At 65.4% G+C, this 14,510-nt stretch carries 19 protein-coding genes and 1 tRNA gene; 10 read left to right on the top strand and 10 right to left on the bottom strand.

Annotated elements, in window-relative coordinates:
• The gene (blaOXA, locus tag ACR9ZJ_RS01165; RefSeq protein ID WP_481286576.1) at positions 1-846 is read right to left on the bottom strand and encodes a class D beta-lactamase; all 846 of its coding nucleotides are present in this window, start codon (positions 844-846) and stop codon (positions 1-3) included.
• Between the two features lie 135 nt (positions 847-981).
• Here blaOXA and purD point away from each other — a divergent pair, with 135 nt between their 5' ends.
• On the top strand, positions 982-2,265 hold the full coding sequence (purD, locus tag ACR9ZJ_RS01160) for a phosphoribosylamine--glycine ligase (RefSeq protein ID WP_481286575.1): 1,284 nt from the start codon (positions 982-984) through the stop codon (positions 2,263-2,265).
• A 60-nt stretch (positions 2,266-2,325) separates the two neighbouring features.
• Complete coding sequence (locus ACR9ZJ_RS01155; RefSeq protein ID WP_481286574.1) at positions 2,326-4,200, top strand: MFS transporter; 1,875 nt, start codon at positions 2,326-2,328, stop codon at positions 4,198-4,200.
• Between the two features lie 13 nt (positions 4,201-4,213).
• Here ACR9ZJ_RS01155 and ACR9ZJ_RS01150 read toward each other — a convergent pair whose 3' ends face one another.
• From ACR9ZJ_RS01150 to ACR9ZJ_RS01115, 8 genes are all read right to left on the bottom strand, one after another.
• Entirely contained in the window at positions 4,214-5,080 is an 867-nt protein-coding gene (locus tag ACR9ZJ_RS01150) for a beta-lactamase induction protein (RefSeq protein ID WP_481286573.1), read from the bottom strand.
• A gap of 52 nt (positions 5,081-5,132) precedes the next feature.
• On the bottom strand, positions 5,133-6,119 hold the full coding sequence (nudC, locus tag ACR9ZJ_RS01145; RefSeq protein ID WP_481286572.1) for an NAD(+) diphosphatase: 987 nt from the start codon (positions 6,117-6,119) through the stop codon (positions 5,133-5,135).
• Between the two features lie 13 nt (positions 6,120-6,132).
• On the bottom strand, positions 6,133-6,498 hold the full coding sequence (gene erpA / locus ACR9ZJ_RS01140) for an iron-sulfur cluster insertion protein ErpA (protein ID WP_371023634.1): 366 nt from the start codon (positions 6,496-6,498) through the stop codon (positions 6,133-6,135).
• Positions 6,499-6,547: 49 nt separating this feature from the next.
• Entirely contained in the window at positions 6,548-6,982 is a 435-nt protein-coding gene (locus tag ACR9ZJ_RS01135; protein ID WP_481281838.1) for a bactofilin family protein, read from the bottom strand.
• Complete coding sequence (locus ACR9ZJ_RS01130; protein WP_481286571.1) at positions 6,969-7,712, bottom strand: DUF6776 family protein; 744 nt, start codon at positions 7,710-7,712, stop codon at positions 6,969-6,971. Before ACR9ZJ_RS01130 ends, ACR9ZJ_RS01135 begins: the two co-directional genes overlap by 14 nt.
• Positions 7,713-7,824: 112 nt before the next feature.
• Positions 7,825-8,304 carry a bacterioferritin gene (gene bfr / locus ACR9ZJ_RS01125; RefSeq protein WP_072323582.1) on the bottom strand — a complete coding sequence of 160 codons (480 nt, stop codon included), beginning with the start codon at positions 8,302-8,304 and terminating at the stop codon, positions 7,825-7,827.
• A 105-nt stretch (positions 8,305-8,409) separates the two neighbouring features.
• On the bottom strand, positions 8,410-8,613 hold the full coding sequence (locus ACR9ZJ_RS01120) for a (2Fe-2S)-binding protein (protein ID WP_481281836.1): 204 nt from the start codon (positions 8,611-8,613) through the stop codon (positions 8,410-8,412).
• Positions 8,614-8,689: 76 nt separating this feature from the next.
• Positions 8,690-9,232: an RNA pyrophosphohydrolase gene (locus ACR9ZJ_RS01115; RefSeq protein ID WP_429198413.1), complete on the bottom strand. Its 543-nt coding sequence runs from the start codon at positions 9,230-9,232 to the stop codon at positions 8,690-8,692.
• Positions 9,233-9,393: 161 nt separating this feature from the next.
• Here ACR9ZJ_RS01115 and ACR9ZJ_RS01110 point away from each other — a divergent pair.
• Positions 9,394-9,470 (top strand) — tRNA-Met (locus ACR9ZJ_RS01110).
• Positions 9,471-9,686: 216 nt separating this feature from the next.
• Positions 9,687-10,589: an Abi family protein gene (locus ACR9ZJ_RS01105; protein WP_481286570.1), complete on the top strand. Its 903-nt coding sequence runs from the start codon at positions 9,687-9,689 to the stop codon at positions 10,587-10,589.
• Between the two features lie 28 nt (positions 10,590-10,617).
• Here ACR9ZJ_RS01105 and ACR9ZJ_RS01100 read toward each other — a convergent pair whose 3' ends face one another.
• Complete coding sequence (locus ACR9ZJ_RS01100) at positions 10,618-11,232, bottom strand: LuxR C-terminal-related transcriptional regulator (RefSeq protein ID WP_481286569.1); 615 nt, start codon at positions 11,230-11,232, stop codon at positions 10,618-10,620.
• Between the two features lie 211 nt (positions 11,233-11,443).
• Here ACR9ZJ_RS01100 and queD point away from each other — a divergent pair, with 211 nt between their 5' ends.
• From queD to ACR9ZJ_RS01070, 6 genes are all read left to right on the top strand, one after another.
• The gene (gene queD / locus ACR9ZJ_RS01095) at positions 11,444-11,797 is read left to right on the top strand and encodes a 6-carboxytetrahydropterin synthase QueD (protein WP_481282735.1); all 354 of its coding nucleotides are present in this window, start codon (positions 11,444-11,446) and stop codon (positions 11,795-11,797) included.
• 388 nt (positions 11,798-12,185) lie between these two features.
• A complete protein-coding gene (locus ACR9ZJ_RS01090) occupies positions 12,186-12,551 on the top strand; it encodes an ATP synthase subunit I (RefSeq protein ID WP_306848233.1) in 366 nt (121 codons plus the stop codon).
• A 3-nt stretch (positions 12,552-12,554) separates the two neighbouring features.
• Positions 12,555-13,394 carry a F0F1 ATP synthase subunit A gene (gene atpB / locus ACR9ZJ_RS01085; RefSeq protein ID WP_481281834.1) on the top strand — a complete coding sequence of 280 codons (840 nt, stop codon included), beginning with the start codon at positions 12,555-12,557 and terminating at the stop codon, positions 13,392-13,394.
• A gap of 82 nt (positions 13,395-13,476) precedes the next feature.
• On the top strand, positions 13,477-13,764 hold the full coding sequence (atpE, locus tag ACR9ZJ_RS01080; protein WP_089975626.1) for a F0F1 ATP synthase subunit C: 288 nt from the start codon (positions 13,477-13,479) through the stop codon (positions 13,762-13,764).
• Positions 13,765-13,846: 82 nt separating this feature from the next.
• Complete coding sequence (locus ACR9ZJ_RS01075; RefSeq protein ID WP_481281833.1) at positions 13,847-14,317, top strand: F0F1 ATP synthase subunit B; 471 nt, start codon at positions 13,847-13,849, stop codon at positions 14,315-14,317.
• Positions 14,318-14,319: 2 nt separating this feature from the next.
• Positions 14,320-14,510: F0F1 ATP synthase subunit delta (locus ACR9ZJ_RS01070; protein ID WP_481286568.1), on the top strand; the 191-nt coding region annotated here is incomplete at its 3' end.

The following is a 14,510-nucleotide window of genomic DNA, read 5'->3' as shown; positions in this document are numbered from 1 at the left end:
TCAGCGGGAGCCGAACGCGCCCATCGTCCCTAGTACCTCGCGCGCGATCGCTATCCGGTTGCCACCGTCCTCGGGTTTGGCGATGTCGATGTTCAGCGCGAAGAACCAGCGCTTGCCGCCGTGTTCGACCCAGCCGACATACCAGCCGATGTCGTCCGCCTTGGCCGGATCGGCATTGTTCTGCGCACCGTGCGTCGCCCAACCCGTCTTGGCGTGCAGCACATAATCCGTGCCGGCTTCGTAGATCGTGATGCGCCGCGCGATCTCTTGCGCACGTGCCGAGAAGGGCAGCGTGCCATCGGCCAGCCGCCGCAGGAAAGCGACCTGTTGCTCGGCGGAGATGCGCAATGCGCCGTCCAGCCAGAACCTGTCGATGCCGCCGCCGATATCCCGGTTGCCGTATCCCGCCTTGTCGACCCACGACTGCATCCTTTGCTGTCCGGCCCGGCGTGCCACTTCCTGGTACAGCCATACCGTGGAGTAGCGCATGCCACTGGCGAGGCTGTTGGCGCGATTCCATTCGGTCATCGGTTTGCCGCCCATGTCGCGGACCTTGCCGTCCCAGGCGATCGGGTCGAACTCATCGGCGACCGCGCCGGTGTCGATGGCCACCATCGCGTTGAAGATCTTGAACGTGGAGGCGGGGATGTAGGCCTTGCGGGCGCGTGTCGCGTCGAAAACGTGTGTCGTTCCCGAGCCCTCCTCGTACACCATGAGGGTTCCGTGCACATGGGCGTCGGCGAAGACCTTGCCCCACTCCGGATGCTCCTGCCATCCGGCGGCGTGGGACGAGGTGGCTAGCACGAGGGCGAACAGTGCGGCGAGCAGATGGGGCAGGCGTACCATGCGGGCGATCTCCTTGGTCTGGGTGGGCCAGCTTCCTTCCGCCACGGGCAAGGCACGGGGCTCCGAAGTGGCGTTTCGCGGGCAGCGCCCGAAGACGCCGGGTAGAATAGGCGGTTCAATGTCTGGAGATACCCCATGAAAGTCCTCGTCATCGGCGGCGGCGGGCGCGAGCACGCGCTGGCCTGGAAGCTCGGCCAATCCGCGCGCGTGGACGAAGTGATCGTGGCTCCCGGTAACGCCGGCACGGCGCACGAACCGGGCATGCGCAACGAAGCCGTGGCGGTGACCGATATCGATGGACTGGTGGCGCTGGCGAAGCGCGAAGCCGTGGGCCTGACCGTCGTGGGCCCGGAAGTGCCGCTGGTCGCGGGCGTGGTCGACCGCTTCACGCGCGAAGGCTTGCGTTGCTTCGGTCCGGGCGCCGCGGCGGCACAGCTCGAAGGTAGCAAGGCGTTCGCGAAGGACTTCCTGGCTCGACATCGCATTCCCACCGCGCACTACGCCGTGTTCACCGAACTGGCGCCCGCGTTGGCGCACGTTCGCGAGCAGGGCGCGCCCATCGTCATCAAGGCCGATGGCCTGGCCGCGGGCAAGGGCGTGGTGGTGGCGATGACCCTCGACGAGGCCGAGGCGGCGCTGCACGACATGCTTGGCCAGCAAGCCTTCGGCGATGCCTCGTCACGCGTGGTGATCGAGGAATTCCTCGACGGGGAAGAAGCCAGCTTCATCGTGATCGCCGATGGCAAGAACGCCTTGCCGATGGCCACCAGCCAGGACCACAAGCGCCGCGACGACGGCGACAAAGGCCCGAACACGGGCGGCATGGGCGCCTATTCGCCCGCGCCCGTGGTCACCGATGAGGTGTCCGCCCGCGTGATGCGCGACATCATCGAGCCGACGCTCGCCGGCATGGCCGCGGACGGTGCTCCCTTCATCGGCTTCCTGTACGCGGGGCTGATGATCGACAAGGCGGGCGCACCGAAGGTCATCGAGTTCAATGTCCGTTTCGGCGACCCGGAAACCCAGCCGATCATGTTGCGGCTCACCTCGGACCTGGTCGACCTGGTCGAGGCGGCGCTCGATGGCCGGATCGCCCAGGCCACGGCCTCGTGGGACCGCCGTCCTTCGCTCGGCGTGGTGCTGGCCGCGGAAGGCTATCCGGGCAAGGTCCGTTCCGGCGACGCCATCGAAGGCGCCGACACCGATTTCGGTGCGGACGTGAAGGTATTCCACGCGGGGACATCGGAAGGAACGGACGGCAAGCCGGTCACGGCGGGTGGCCGCGTGTTGACGGTATGCGCGCTTGGCGACGACTTGGTCCAGGCACGCGAGAAAGCTTACGCCGCGTTGGGTGCCGTCCGTTTCCGCGGCGGCTTCTACCGCCACGATATCGCCCATCGGGCGCTGGCACGCGGTTGATCCAAGGGGCGCCGGTGCGCTCGGCTACACTGGCGTCCATCTTTTCGCAGGGACCACGGCATGTCGCAGTTCTCCCTACTCGCCAAGCGCCGCTTCGCGCCGTTCTTCTGGACCCAGGCGCTCGGCGCCTTCAACGACAACGCGTTCCGCAACGCGATGGTCATGCTGGTGGCGTTCCAGATGGCCTTGCCGGATGCGCAGGTATCGCTCTACACGAACCTCGCGCCGGCGTTGTTCATCCTGCCGTACTTCCTGTTCTCCGCGACGGCGGGGCAGCTTGCCGAGAAGTTCGAGAAGACCCGCATCATCCGTTTCGTGAAGCTGTTCGAGATCGCCGCCATGGCGATCGCGGCGATCGGGTTCTTCACCCACCACGTGTCCTTGTTGCTCGTCGTCCTGTTCCTGATGGGCGTGCATTCCACCGTGTTCGGGCCGATCAAGTACTCGATTCTGCCGCAGGCGCTGGAGCGTAGCGAACTCGTCGGCGGCAACGCCCTGGTGGAGACGGGCACACAGCTCGCGATGCTGACGGGCATGATCCTCGGCAACTCGCTGATGCTGATCGCCGGCTACGGCACGCTCGCCGCGTCGCTCACCACGATAGCCATCGCATGCACGGGTTATGCCGTGAGCCGCTCCATCCCGATCGCGCCAGCGACGGCCCCCGACCTGCGTTTCAACTGGAATCCGTTCAGCGAAACCTGGCGCGTACTGAAGATCACCCATGAAGACCGCGCGGTGTTCAACGCCGTGCTGGGCATCTCGTGGTTCTGGTTCTTCGGTACCGTGATGATCGCGCAGTTGCCGAACTACACGCGGCACACGCTCGGCGGTGATGGCTCGGTGAATACGCTGGTGCTGACCCTGTTTTCACTGGGCACGGGTATCGGTTCGCTGCTGTGCGAGAAGCTTTCGGCCAGGCGTGTGGAAATCGGCCTCGTACCGATGGGTGCGTTCGGCCTCACCGTGTTCGCCGTGGACCTGTTCTTCGCGCGCCCGATGGTCACGCCGGGTGCGGGCCTGGGTTGGCTCGCCTTCGCCGGTACGCCGGGCGCATGGCGGGTGATGCTCGACCTGACGATGATCGGCGCTTTCGCCGGATTCTACGTGGTGCCGCTGTTCGCCTTCGTGCAGAGCCGCGCGCCGCGCGAGCGCCTGTCGCGCATCATCGCGGGCAACAACATCGTCAATGCCTTGCTGATCTGCGTCGCGTCCGGTTTCGGCATCGGCTTGACCGCCCTGGGGTTGGACGTTCCCACCATCTTCCTGATCACGGGCATCGTGAACGTCGCGGTGGCGGTGTACATCTTCACCCTCGTGCCCGAATTCATGATGCGCTTCATCACCTGGGTGCTGGTGCGCACGCTCTATCGGGTTCGCGTGGACGGCCTGAAGAACGTGCCCGACGAAGGCGCGGCGCTGGTTGTCTGCAACCACGTGAGCTTCATGGACCCGTTGATCCTCATGGCGAACGTGCGCCGGCCGATGCGATTCGTCATGTATTACAAGATATACGACCTGCCCATCCTCCGTTTCGTCTTCCGCACGGCAAGGGCGATTCCCATCGCCGGGCGCAATGAAGATCCCGCCTTGATGGAACGCGCGTTCGAACATGTGGACGAGGCACTGGCGAACGGCGAAGTGGTCTGCATTTTCCCCGAAGGCGGCATCACCCGCGACGGCACGATCCAGAACTTCCGCCCGGGTGTCGATCGCATCCTCGCGCGCCGGCCGGTGCCGGTGGTGCCGCTGGCCTTGCGTGGCATGTGGGGTAGCATCTTCAGTCGCCGCGACAGCGCGCTGCGCCGGGCACGCCTTCCTCGCCGCTTCTGGTCGAGGATCGAACTGGTGGGCGGTACGCCGCTCCCCGCGGCCGATGCCAACGCGGCCGTGCTGGAGGCGCGCGTCATCGAACTCCGCGGCGACAAGCCCTGACGAATCGCCGGCTTCAGGCGAACCAGGCGGCCAGGACGATCACCGCGACCACGGCCAGCCACACGATCAATACACGACGGATGACGCGCCGGGCGTCCTCCAGTTCCGCGATCGGATCGCTCACGTCCTGCACGTAGCCGTCGCCAGCCTCCACGTCCGCATCGACGCCGGCGCGAGCGACAGCGCCGAGGAAGTCGGGTTCGAGACGGGAGCGCGGGCTGCCCGAGGTGTGATGCCACTGCCTCCAGGCGCCCATCACGGCGTCGAAATCCGACACCAGCGCCATGGCGAAGACCATCAGGTGGGCCGGCATCCAATCGAGCGCGTCGGCGACACGACGCGCGGCGTTGCGCGTGGCGGCGTCGAGTGCGAGGGCGGCCTCGCGGCCGAGGATTTGCGCGAGGCGATAGCCGAGCGCGCCGCAGGGACCGAGCAGGAAGAACCAGAACAACACGCCGAAACGCCGGCGCAGGGCGCCGTAGAACGCGGCTTCGACCATGACGGGGGCGAACCATGTCAGCGGCGCGTCGTCGTGGCGCAGGGCAGCGATGGCTTCGTCGCGGCGCAGGGCGTCCGGCGCGCGCAGGACCGCATCGATGTCGGCCTCGATCTCGCGGGGGCCGAGGGCATAGACGAGCACGATCACCGCGAAGGCGAGCCAGCCCAGGTCGAAGAAGGGGAGCGAGCGCAGGATGCCCGCGAGGATGGCGCATGCGACGACAGGCACCAGCAGCACCACGGCGACGCGTCCCGGACCTGACGTATCGCTCAGCCGGTTCACCCAATGGCGGAACCAGCGGTCGTCGCGCCAGCGAGCCAGCTGCGGGACGCTCCAGGCGACGACGAGGGCGATGAGGACGGCGAGGAGACGTAGAGCCATGGTGTCGGGGAATCCGCGAGTCGTTGCCCCGATTGTAGGCGAAGCGTCGCCGTCAGCGACGAGACGCGTTGGCGACCAGTTCATCCAGGTGCACGCCGCGCAGGCCCAGCCAGTGTTCGATCAGCCGGTACGACACCGAGAGCGGCGGCGGCACGCCGAGCGAGCCCGAGGTCATGCCCTGGACGATATCGTCGACGGTGAACCAGCGGGCATCCTCGAGTTCGTCATCGCGCAGGCGGATCTCGCGTGTTCTGGCGGTCGCGGTGAAACCCACCATCAGCGAGGCGGGCAGCGGCCACGGTTGCGACGAGTGATAGGTGGCGTGCAGCACTTCCACCCCGGATTCCTCGCGCACCTCCCGCTTGACCGCGTCTTCCAGCGATTCGCCGGGTTCGATGAAGCCGGCCAGCGTGGAATAACGGCCGGGCGGCCAGCCGCGCTGGCGGCCGAGCAGGCAGGCGTCGCCGTCTTCCACGATCACGATGATCGCGGCGTCGGTACGCGGGAAATGCATGTGCGGGCCGTCTGGGTTCGTGCACTGCACGCGGTGGCCCGAGGCCACGACCAGGGTGGGCGCCCCGCATTGGCTGCAGAACCGGGTCTGCCGCTGCCAATGGGTGATGCCCTTCGCATAGGCGAACAGGCCGGCTTCGAAGGCGGGAAGAATCAGTCCGGCCTCACGCAGCGACATGCGCCGCGCCCCGGTCAGGGCAATGAAGAGTTCGGCATGCGCTTCGTCGACCACGAGCGTGAACCAGGCGCTGTCGTTCGCCAGGCCGAGCAGGGTGGAGGGAAGGTCGCCGAAGCGCTCGGAACGCATCGCCGGCGTCATCCAGTGCGGCATATCCGCCTCGGCCTGGACGAAGGCCTGGCCTTCGCTGTCGAGCACGAGGAAACGCGTGCCTGGCGAGCGTTCCGTTTCCTCGACCCAGAGGCGGTCGTCACGTCGCTCGGCCATGCGGTCGATGTCGATGCCGGCGAAGACGTTCTCGCGGGCGCGGCTGGCGACCGCCTTGTCCCGCTCCTGCTCGACGCTCACGCCCACCGACCGGTCATGCGCTGAACGAGGAGCCGCAGCCGCAGGTGGTCTTCGCGTTGGGATTGCGAATGACGAATTGCGATCCGCTGAACGATTCGGCGTAGTCGATTTCCGCGCCGGTGAGGTATTGCAGCGAAAGCGGATCGACCACCAGCGTCACGCCTTCGCGGGACACGGCCAGGTCGTCCTCGGCCTGTTCCTCGTCGAACGTGAAACCGTACTGGAAGCCCGAACAGCCACCGCCGCTGATGTACACGCGGAGCTTGAGGCCCGGATTGCCTTCCTCTTCGATCAGCTCGTGCACCTTGCGGGCGGCGGCTTCGGTGAAGACGAGCGGCGCGCCCGCGGACCGATAGTCCGGTGCCGAACTCGGGGCCATGGGAAATGGGTTATTCATGCTGCTCATAATGGCGCCGTTCCGTGTCAGGTCAAGCCTCGCTGAGGACCGGGGCGGCCTCGATCGCCGCCTGGGCCAGCTGGCGAACCGTCTGCGGGGCCCGGTGCACCATCTTGCCGTTGACCTGCGCACCGGCCGCCATCTCCAGGACCTGGTAGCGCACGTCGCCCTCCACCCGGGCCAGGGGAGCCAGCTCCAGGCGCTCCGTGACGTCGATGTCGCCGGTGACGCCACCGTTTATCACGGCCTGGGGCACCTCGATATGGCCGATGACACGACCCGTCTCACTGATCGTGAGCACGCCGTCCCCGGAAGGATCGGCATGGATCGATCCCTCCACCGTTCCGTCCAGGTGCAACGCACCACTGAACAGGACGTCGCCGCGGAGGGTGACGCCACGGGCGATAAGGCTTGTGGCGGTCGTGCCCACGGCGGGAGCCTGGTTCTTCCGGTTATTGCTGAACATCGTTGGCCTCGTCGTTGCGCAGGGCATCGGTCCACGCCACCGTGCCGGTGACGGACTGGTCGCCGGTGATGTCGGCGACCAGCCGCAGGCGGGTGGGTTTAAAGCCCGCCGGCAAGGTGAAGCTGCCCTGGATCTGCTGGAAATACTTGAAGGAGAAGGGGAGTCCCGTCGTCTGCGCACCCTGGCCGAGCGCCGCGCCCTCGAGCGTCGCGACCTTGTCGTCCTGGATGCCCTCGACCGCCAGTTTCAGTGAGCCTTTCACCAATTCCCCCCGGCGCGCATTCTGGGTGAGCGTGATCATCAGGTTCCAGGCGTTCGCCGTGCCCTTCACCGACGCGATGCGGGCACCCTGGATCTTCAGCCCGTCGCGCTGGCCGCCGCCACCGACCAGGCGCGAGTAAAAGGCGAGGTCGGTGCGCAGGCCGCTGATCTCTTCGTCGCGCTCGGCCATGTTGCGCTTGAGTTCTTTCGCCGCGATGTCCGCCACCTGCGCGGAGCGCTGCAGGTTGGCCACTTGCTGGCGAAGGTCTTCGTTGTCGGCGGCGAGTTGGCGAACGCCGCCGCGGTCGGAGACCGCGGCAGGCCCACGGGCCGCCAGAAACCAGGTACCCACGGCCACCAGGACCAGGCTGAGCGCCCAGGTACCGGTCAGGACGAGGCGCTTGCGGCGCTCGCTGGCCGCGTCGTCGAGCGAGCGCACGACGAAACGCGGCGGTGGGCGTGAAGCCATGGACGATACCGTGGAGAAGACGTGAAGACGCCGATGGTATATCCCCCGTCTTCCCCTACGGTCAAGGAACCGCTCCCCATAACGGAGAAGGCCGCCTCGCGGCGGCCTTCGATCAGTCGTGGAGCGATCCGACCTTGCTGAGCATGTACCGCTCGGGGCCGATGTCGGAGATCAGGCTGAACTGGGTTTCCAGCCAGTCGATGTGCTCCTCTTCCTGGCCCAGGATGAACTTGAAGAGGTCGCGGCTGACGAAATCGTGGATGCCTTCGCTGTAGGCGATCGCTTCGCGAAGGTCCTTGGTGGCCAGCATCTCGAGGTCGAGGTCGCCCTGGAGGGCTTCGACCACGTTCTCGCCGATGCGCAGCTTGCCCAGGTGCTGGAGGTTCGGCAGGCCGTCGAGGAAGAGGATCCGCTCGATGAGCTTGTCCGCGTGCTTCATCTCCTCGATCGACTCCTCGTACTCGTGCTTGGCGAGTTCGTTGTAGCCCCAGTCCTTGAACATCCTGTAATGCAGGAAGTACTGGTTGATCGCGGCCAGCTCGTTGTAGAGGACCTTGTTGAGGTATTCGATGACCTTCGCGTCGCCCTTCATGAGGGGTCTCCCTGAGTGTGCAGGGCACGACTATACGTGGCCCGGCATGGGCATGACGTAACGAGAATGAAGGTGGTTTGCGTCCGCGAATGGACGCGGCGCGCGTCAGGCCGGCGAGGGCAGGAAGGTGAACACGGAACGCGTTTCCGCCACGGCTTCGCGCAGGCACTGGCGGGCTTCGGACTCACAGGCCCCGCAGCAGTCCGAGCAGCCCGTGCGGGCCTGGAGCTCGGCAAAGGATTCGACGCCCTCGGCCGCGGCGCGGCGGATGGCGTGGTCGGTGACGGCGTTGCACATGCAGATGTACATGGCGCGTATTCGAACGCGAATGCGAACGATTGTCAACTACACGAATGTGAAGGGGCCGCCAGCCAGCTGGCGGCCGTCATTCCCCGCCGCGGGCCAACCGCTCCGCCTCGGCCTGCTGCGGGCAGGTTCCGATCGTCACCGAGCACACCGTCTCGACCGTGGGGGCGAACTGGCGCAACGCCCGCTCGTAGACCTGGCGCTTGAAGTTCACCACGTGATTGGCCGGGTACCAGAAGTCGACCCAGCGCCACAGGTCGAACTCGGGTTTCTCGCAGGCATCCAGGCGGAACGCGTCCTCGCCGCACTTCAGGCGGAGCAGGAACCACACCTGCTTCTGGCCGATGCAGGTGGGGCGCTGGTGATGGCGCACGAAGCGGCTCGGCAGCCGGTAGCGCAGCCAGCCACGGGTTTCCGCCAGCACTTCCACATGCTGGGCGAGCAGGCCGGTTTCCTCTTCCAGTTCGCGGTACATGGCCTCCAGCGGCGTTTCGTCGCTGCGCATGCCGCCCTGGGGGAACTGCCAGCCGTCGCGATTGACGCGGCGCGCCCAGAACAGGCGGCCGTCTCCGTTCAGGAGCACGATCCCCACGTTCGGTCGATAGCCATCAGCGTCGATCATCCGCCCTCCACGAACCAGTTCGGCGCGTCCGCAGATGCGCTCGATGCGCCCGATTCAACCACAGCGTGAGAAGCGCGGGCAAGGCGCTACTTGAACGGGAAGCCTGCGCCGATTAAACTGCCCGGCCTTCGCGGGTCCGCCCGTGAACGACCAGGTTCCATGGCTAGGTAGCTCAGCTGGTCAGAGCGCGGCACTCATAATGCTGAGGTCGGCGGTTCGAGCCCGCCTCTAGCCACCATACGTGTTGCAATGCGCCTCAGGCGGCCTCAACGGCTCCTGGGGCGTATTTGCTTCCGGAGTTGCGTCGATCGCCGCTTCGGGTAGTGGTCTTAACAATTGCTCGTCCAGCCGGAGATAAACTTCGGTCAACACACCCGCCACGCTTCTAGCCTCACGGCTTGCGTAACCAGGCGGGTTTTTTTTGCCTGGAGCGTGGTGGTCGCGGGAGACGCGTGTGCAGTATCCAAAGGAGGCTCTGACCTTCGTCGATCAGTTGGAACTCATGAGGGTCAGAGGGTTGCACGTTGGCGACGAACAGGCCGCGCTAGGGGTGTTACGCCGGGTCAGCTATTACCGGGTGGCCGGATATCTGTTTCGCTTTCGCCTTCCAGGTAGCGATAATTTCGAACCGGGCGCATCTTTTGACGAAGCTGTTCGCCTCTACGAGTTCGATCGCCAGCTTCGATTGCTGGTCCTCGATGCGGTCGAACGGCTGGAGGTTGCTCTGCGCACAGCCATCACCTACGAATTCGGGCATCTCTACGGGCCGTTTGGTCATGTAAGTGTGGCTAACTTTGCCGCGGAGCGGCGGGTGGGCGAGCACGCCGGCTGGTTGACGACGGTTCGCGCAGAAGCTGGCCGGGCGCAGGAATTGTTCGTACGTAGCTACGCGGGAAAGTACGAGGGATTTCCGGACCTGCCGATCTGGATGGCAAGCGAAGTGATGTCGTTTGGCACCCTGTCCAGAATGCTCGCCAGCATGAAGAATCCGGATCAAAGGGCGGTAGCCCGGCACTTCGGTGTTCATCAGGCGGTGCTTCCGGGCTGGTTTCATGCTTTGAGCGTGGTTCGAAACAGGTGCGCGCACCATTCCAGGCTCTGGAATTGGCAGCTAGGCGTTACGCCGAGGCGTATCACCAACTCTCCTGCCTGGAACAGGCAAGTGCTGCGGCATGCCAACCGAACGTTCTACGTATTGCTTGTGATCAGGAAGCTCCTTCGTGCCGCAGGTGAGGGGCACGTCGATACATGGCGGGACAGAGTGACGGAACTCCTGCGGCCGATCCTGGCGTCACCTCGCTATCAGGATGAAATGGGCGCGCATCAGCACTGGGAGGTGGACCCTCTTTGGCATTGACGCCGGCCGTCTCGCCAGCCATCCCGGATCAGGACGCGCGTTCCACCAGCGGAAGGCCCTCGCCGCGCGGTGGCGTGTCCAGGACCGCCCGCGCCAGCTCCACCACGTTGTGGACGCGCAGCTTGGCCATCAGGTTCGCCCTGTGCAGTTCGACGGTCTTCGGGCTGATGTTCAACTCGCTGGCGATGACCTTGTTGAGCTTGCCGCCCATGATCCCGTCCAGGACCTGGGATTCGCGGCGGGTCAGCGAGACATCGGGGCGGAGGCTGGCGAAGACGTTCGCCGCCGGCTCCTCGCTGCCGGGTTCGTCGTCCGGAAGGGGCATCAGGAAGACCGCATGGAAGGCCGCGGGCGGCACGTCGAGCAGTTGCCGGGTGAGTCGATAGCGGCGGGGAGGCGCATGCCGGTCGCGAAAGATGAATTCGTCCGCGTGGTCGGTGCGATGAAGATGCTCCTCCAACCATGCCGGTCCGGCCCGTCCCCTCTCGGTCATGCCGAATTCGCGCTGGAAGGCCGCATTGACCATCACGGCGCGGCCGCCTTCGTGGCGCCAGACGACGCAGGGCCAGGGCAAGGCGGCGAATACTTCCTCGGCCAGCCCGCAGGTGTGCGAGCCGTCGAGCGAATCACTAGCAAGGCACATCGATGCCTCCTGAATGTACGCGTGGGAAGCCGGTGAAGCCCCTTCGCTTCACCCGTTGTAGTTACCACTGCAACCGTTTCCCGATGAAAAGTCCATGAATCGCGGCCGCGGATATGCCGAACTGCGACCTCCGTCGTGAATACCACTTCCGGAGGGCCGCCGGCACGCCCTCCGCTACAATGTGGAGTCATCCGTGAAAGACGCCGTCCCCATGCGCATATTCAAGACGTTCAACATCGAAGCGGCCCACCGCTTGCCGAATGTGCCCGAAGGGCACAAATGTTCGCGCCTGCACGGCCATTCATTCCGTATAGAACTGCACGTCGAAGGCCCGACGGACCCGGTGCTGGGATGGGTGATGGATTTCGGCGACCTCAAGGCGCGCTTCCAGCCGCTCTACGATCGCCTCGACCATCACTACCTCAATGACATCGAAGGCCTGGAGAACCCGACCAGCGAGAACCTCGCACGCTGGATCTTCGAACGCCTGCGGGCGGAGGTGCCCGGCCTGGCGAAGGTCGTGGTGCACGAGACCTGTACCTCCGGCGCCGAATACTCCGCCTGAGCCACGGCTCCAGGCGGAAACCTGCCTGCGCAACAATTCGCGGTTGCCGCGTTGTCGGAGGCGGGTCTACACTCCGGCACTCCCCGTTCCCCGACGGTTGCCGCGATGTCCCATGTAAACGCTTACGCCGAATTTGCCCGATGCCTCGGGCGGATCGCGTCGGCTGCGTGGACGATCACGTCGCCCGGCGCATCGGCAGGCCGCCCCGCCCGGGCCTGACCGACCGCGTCTCCTCGCCAACGACGCGACGGATGGTCGCGCCGGCGGGTGGTTATGGCCTTTCGTCGCTTGTCCCGTCGTTTACGGCACTGGTATACTTTTCCAGATTAAACCGTGGCCCGTTGAACCATCTGGTGCCGCCTTCGAGCGAAACCACGGGAGCCTCGCGTTGCTCAACAGTCTTGCAGCCGGTCGTCACCTCGCCATGCGCATCGTCATCGCGCAGCTGGTGGTGGCCGTCATAGCGGGACTCGCTTTTTCCCTGCAAGGTCGTCCAGCCGCGCTGGCCGCCTTCGGGGGTGCCCTGGTCGTCGCCATCGCTACCGCGCTGCTTGCCGCGCGAGCGTTCAGCGCGCTGGGTGGAGCGGGAGCGACGTTCATGAGGTTCCTCGTGGGAATGATCCTTCGCTGGATCGTCCTCATAGGTGGACTGGCGCTCATCCTGGTTCAGTGGAAGCTGCCACCCTTGCCCGCCTTGGTGGGACTGGTGGCCGGCTACGCGGTCAACGTATTTGCATTCAGATTCAAGGGTTGAGGCATGGCGAGCGAACCGCAAGGCGGTCTGACCGAATACATCCAGCACCACCTGAACCACATGACGGTGAATTTCAGCGCCGATCATTTCTGGTTCTGGAACCTCCGTGCGGACTCGATCATCATTTCGTTCGTCCTCGGCGCCGCGTTCTGCCTGTGGTTCTGGCTGTTCGCGCGCAAGGCCACGTCCGGCGTGCCGTCGAAGGGCCAGGCCCTCGTCGAGCTGGCGATCGAGTTCGTCGACACGCAGGTGAAGGACACCTTCCATGGCGACCGCCGCACGGTGACGCCGCTGGCGCTGTCGATCTTCATGTGGGTGTTCCTCATGAACGCGATGGACCTGCTGCCGGTCGACCTCGCCGGCTGGCTGGTGCATACCTTCGCCGGTGACGAAGCCGCCCACCACACCTATTTCCGCATGGTGCCCACCGCCGACATCAACACCACCGTGGGTCTCTCGGTCGCGGTGCTGTTCATCGTCATCGGCCACGGCATCAAGGCGAAGGGCGGCTTCGGCTTCGGCAAGGAACTGCTCACGGCCCCGTTCCATGCGAACAACCCGATCGCCAAGCTCGTGCTGGTGATCCCGAACTTCCTTCTCAACGTCGTCGAAACCCTGTCCAAGCCGGTGTCGCTCGCCATGCGACTGTTCGGCAACATGTACGGCGGCGAATTGGTGTTCATGCTGATTGCCGGTCTGATGGTGAGCTGGATCAGCTTCGTGCCTGGCGTCGTGTTCAACACGGCGTGGGCGATCTTCCACATCCTGATCATCGCCCTGCAGGCGTTCATCTTCATGATGCTCACGATCGTCTACATCGCCACCGCGCGGGAACACCACTAACTCACCGCACCGACGTTAGAACTTCGATTCCAAGCCCTTTCGTTTCCACCCTTTCGTTATTCGTATATCCCAGGAGAACACCATGGAACTCGCCTCGCTTCTCGCCCACGTCCAGGGCATGACCGCCATCGCCATCGGCGTGATCATCGGCCTCGGCGCGCTCGGCGCCTGCCTCGGTATCGCCGTCATGGGCTCGAAGTTCCTCGAGTCGGCCGCTCGCCAGCCGGAACTGGTTCCGCTGCTGCAGGGCCGTATGTTCCTGCTCGCCGGCCTGATCGACGCGGCGTTCATCATCGGCCTGGCCGTGGCGCTGCTCTTCGCGTTCTCGAACCCGCTGGTCGGTGTCGTGCGCGCCGCCGTCGGCGGCTAAGCAGCCGTTCGTCTTGTCGCCGTGACCCACGCGGTCACGGCGATCGTCAGTACCCAAGCGTTCGGAGTCTTTCGGAGAGATCATGGAAATCAACATGACCTTCCTGGGCCAGATGATCTCTTTTGCGATCCTGGTCTGGTTCACCACCAAGTTCATCTGGCCCCAGCTCAACGGTGCCATCGAAGAGCGCCAGAAAAAGGTGGCCGAGGGTCTGGCCGCCGCCGAGCGCGCGCGCGCCGAGCTCAAGGACGCCGACGCCAAGGTCGCCGTCGAGATCAAGCAAGCCCGCCTGCAAGCCACCGAGATCATCGACAAGGCCCAGCAGCAGGGCAACCAGATTCTCGAGAAGGCCCGCGCCGAAGCCACCGAAGAGATCAACCGTCTGAAGGCGCAGGCCCAGGACGAGATCGCGACGATGGCCCAACGTGCACGTGAGCAGCTGCGCGAGCAGGTTGGCGCGCTCGCCGTCCGTGGCGCCGAGAAGATCGTCCAGCGCGAGATCGATCCGGCGGCCCACAAGGCCCTGCTCGACCAGCTCGCTGCCGAGATCTGATCATGGCCCAGGCGCTCACCCTCGCTCGTCCCTACGCACGCGCCGCTTTCGAAGTGGCGCATGCGTCGGGTTCGCTTGCCGAATGGCTGGCGGCGCTGAATTTCGCGGCCGCCGTCGCGGTGGATCCGCGTGTCGCCGGCCTCGGTAACGATCCGCGCGTGCTGCCGACCCAGCTGGTCGCGCTGCACCTGCC

Source organism: Luteibacter sp. KNZ12-1A, from assembly GCF_056755675.1.
Note: the sequence above shows the minus strand (reverse complement) of the source record. Positions and strands in the feature narration are given on the sequence as shown.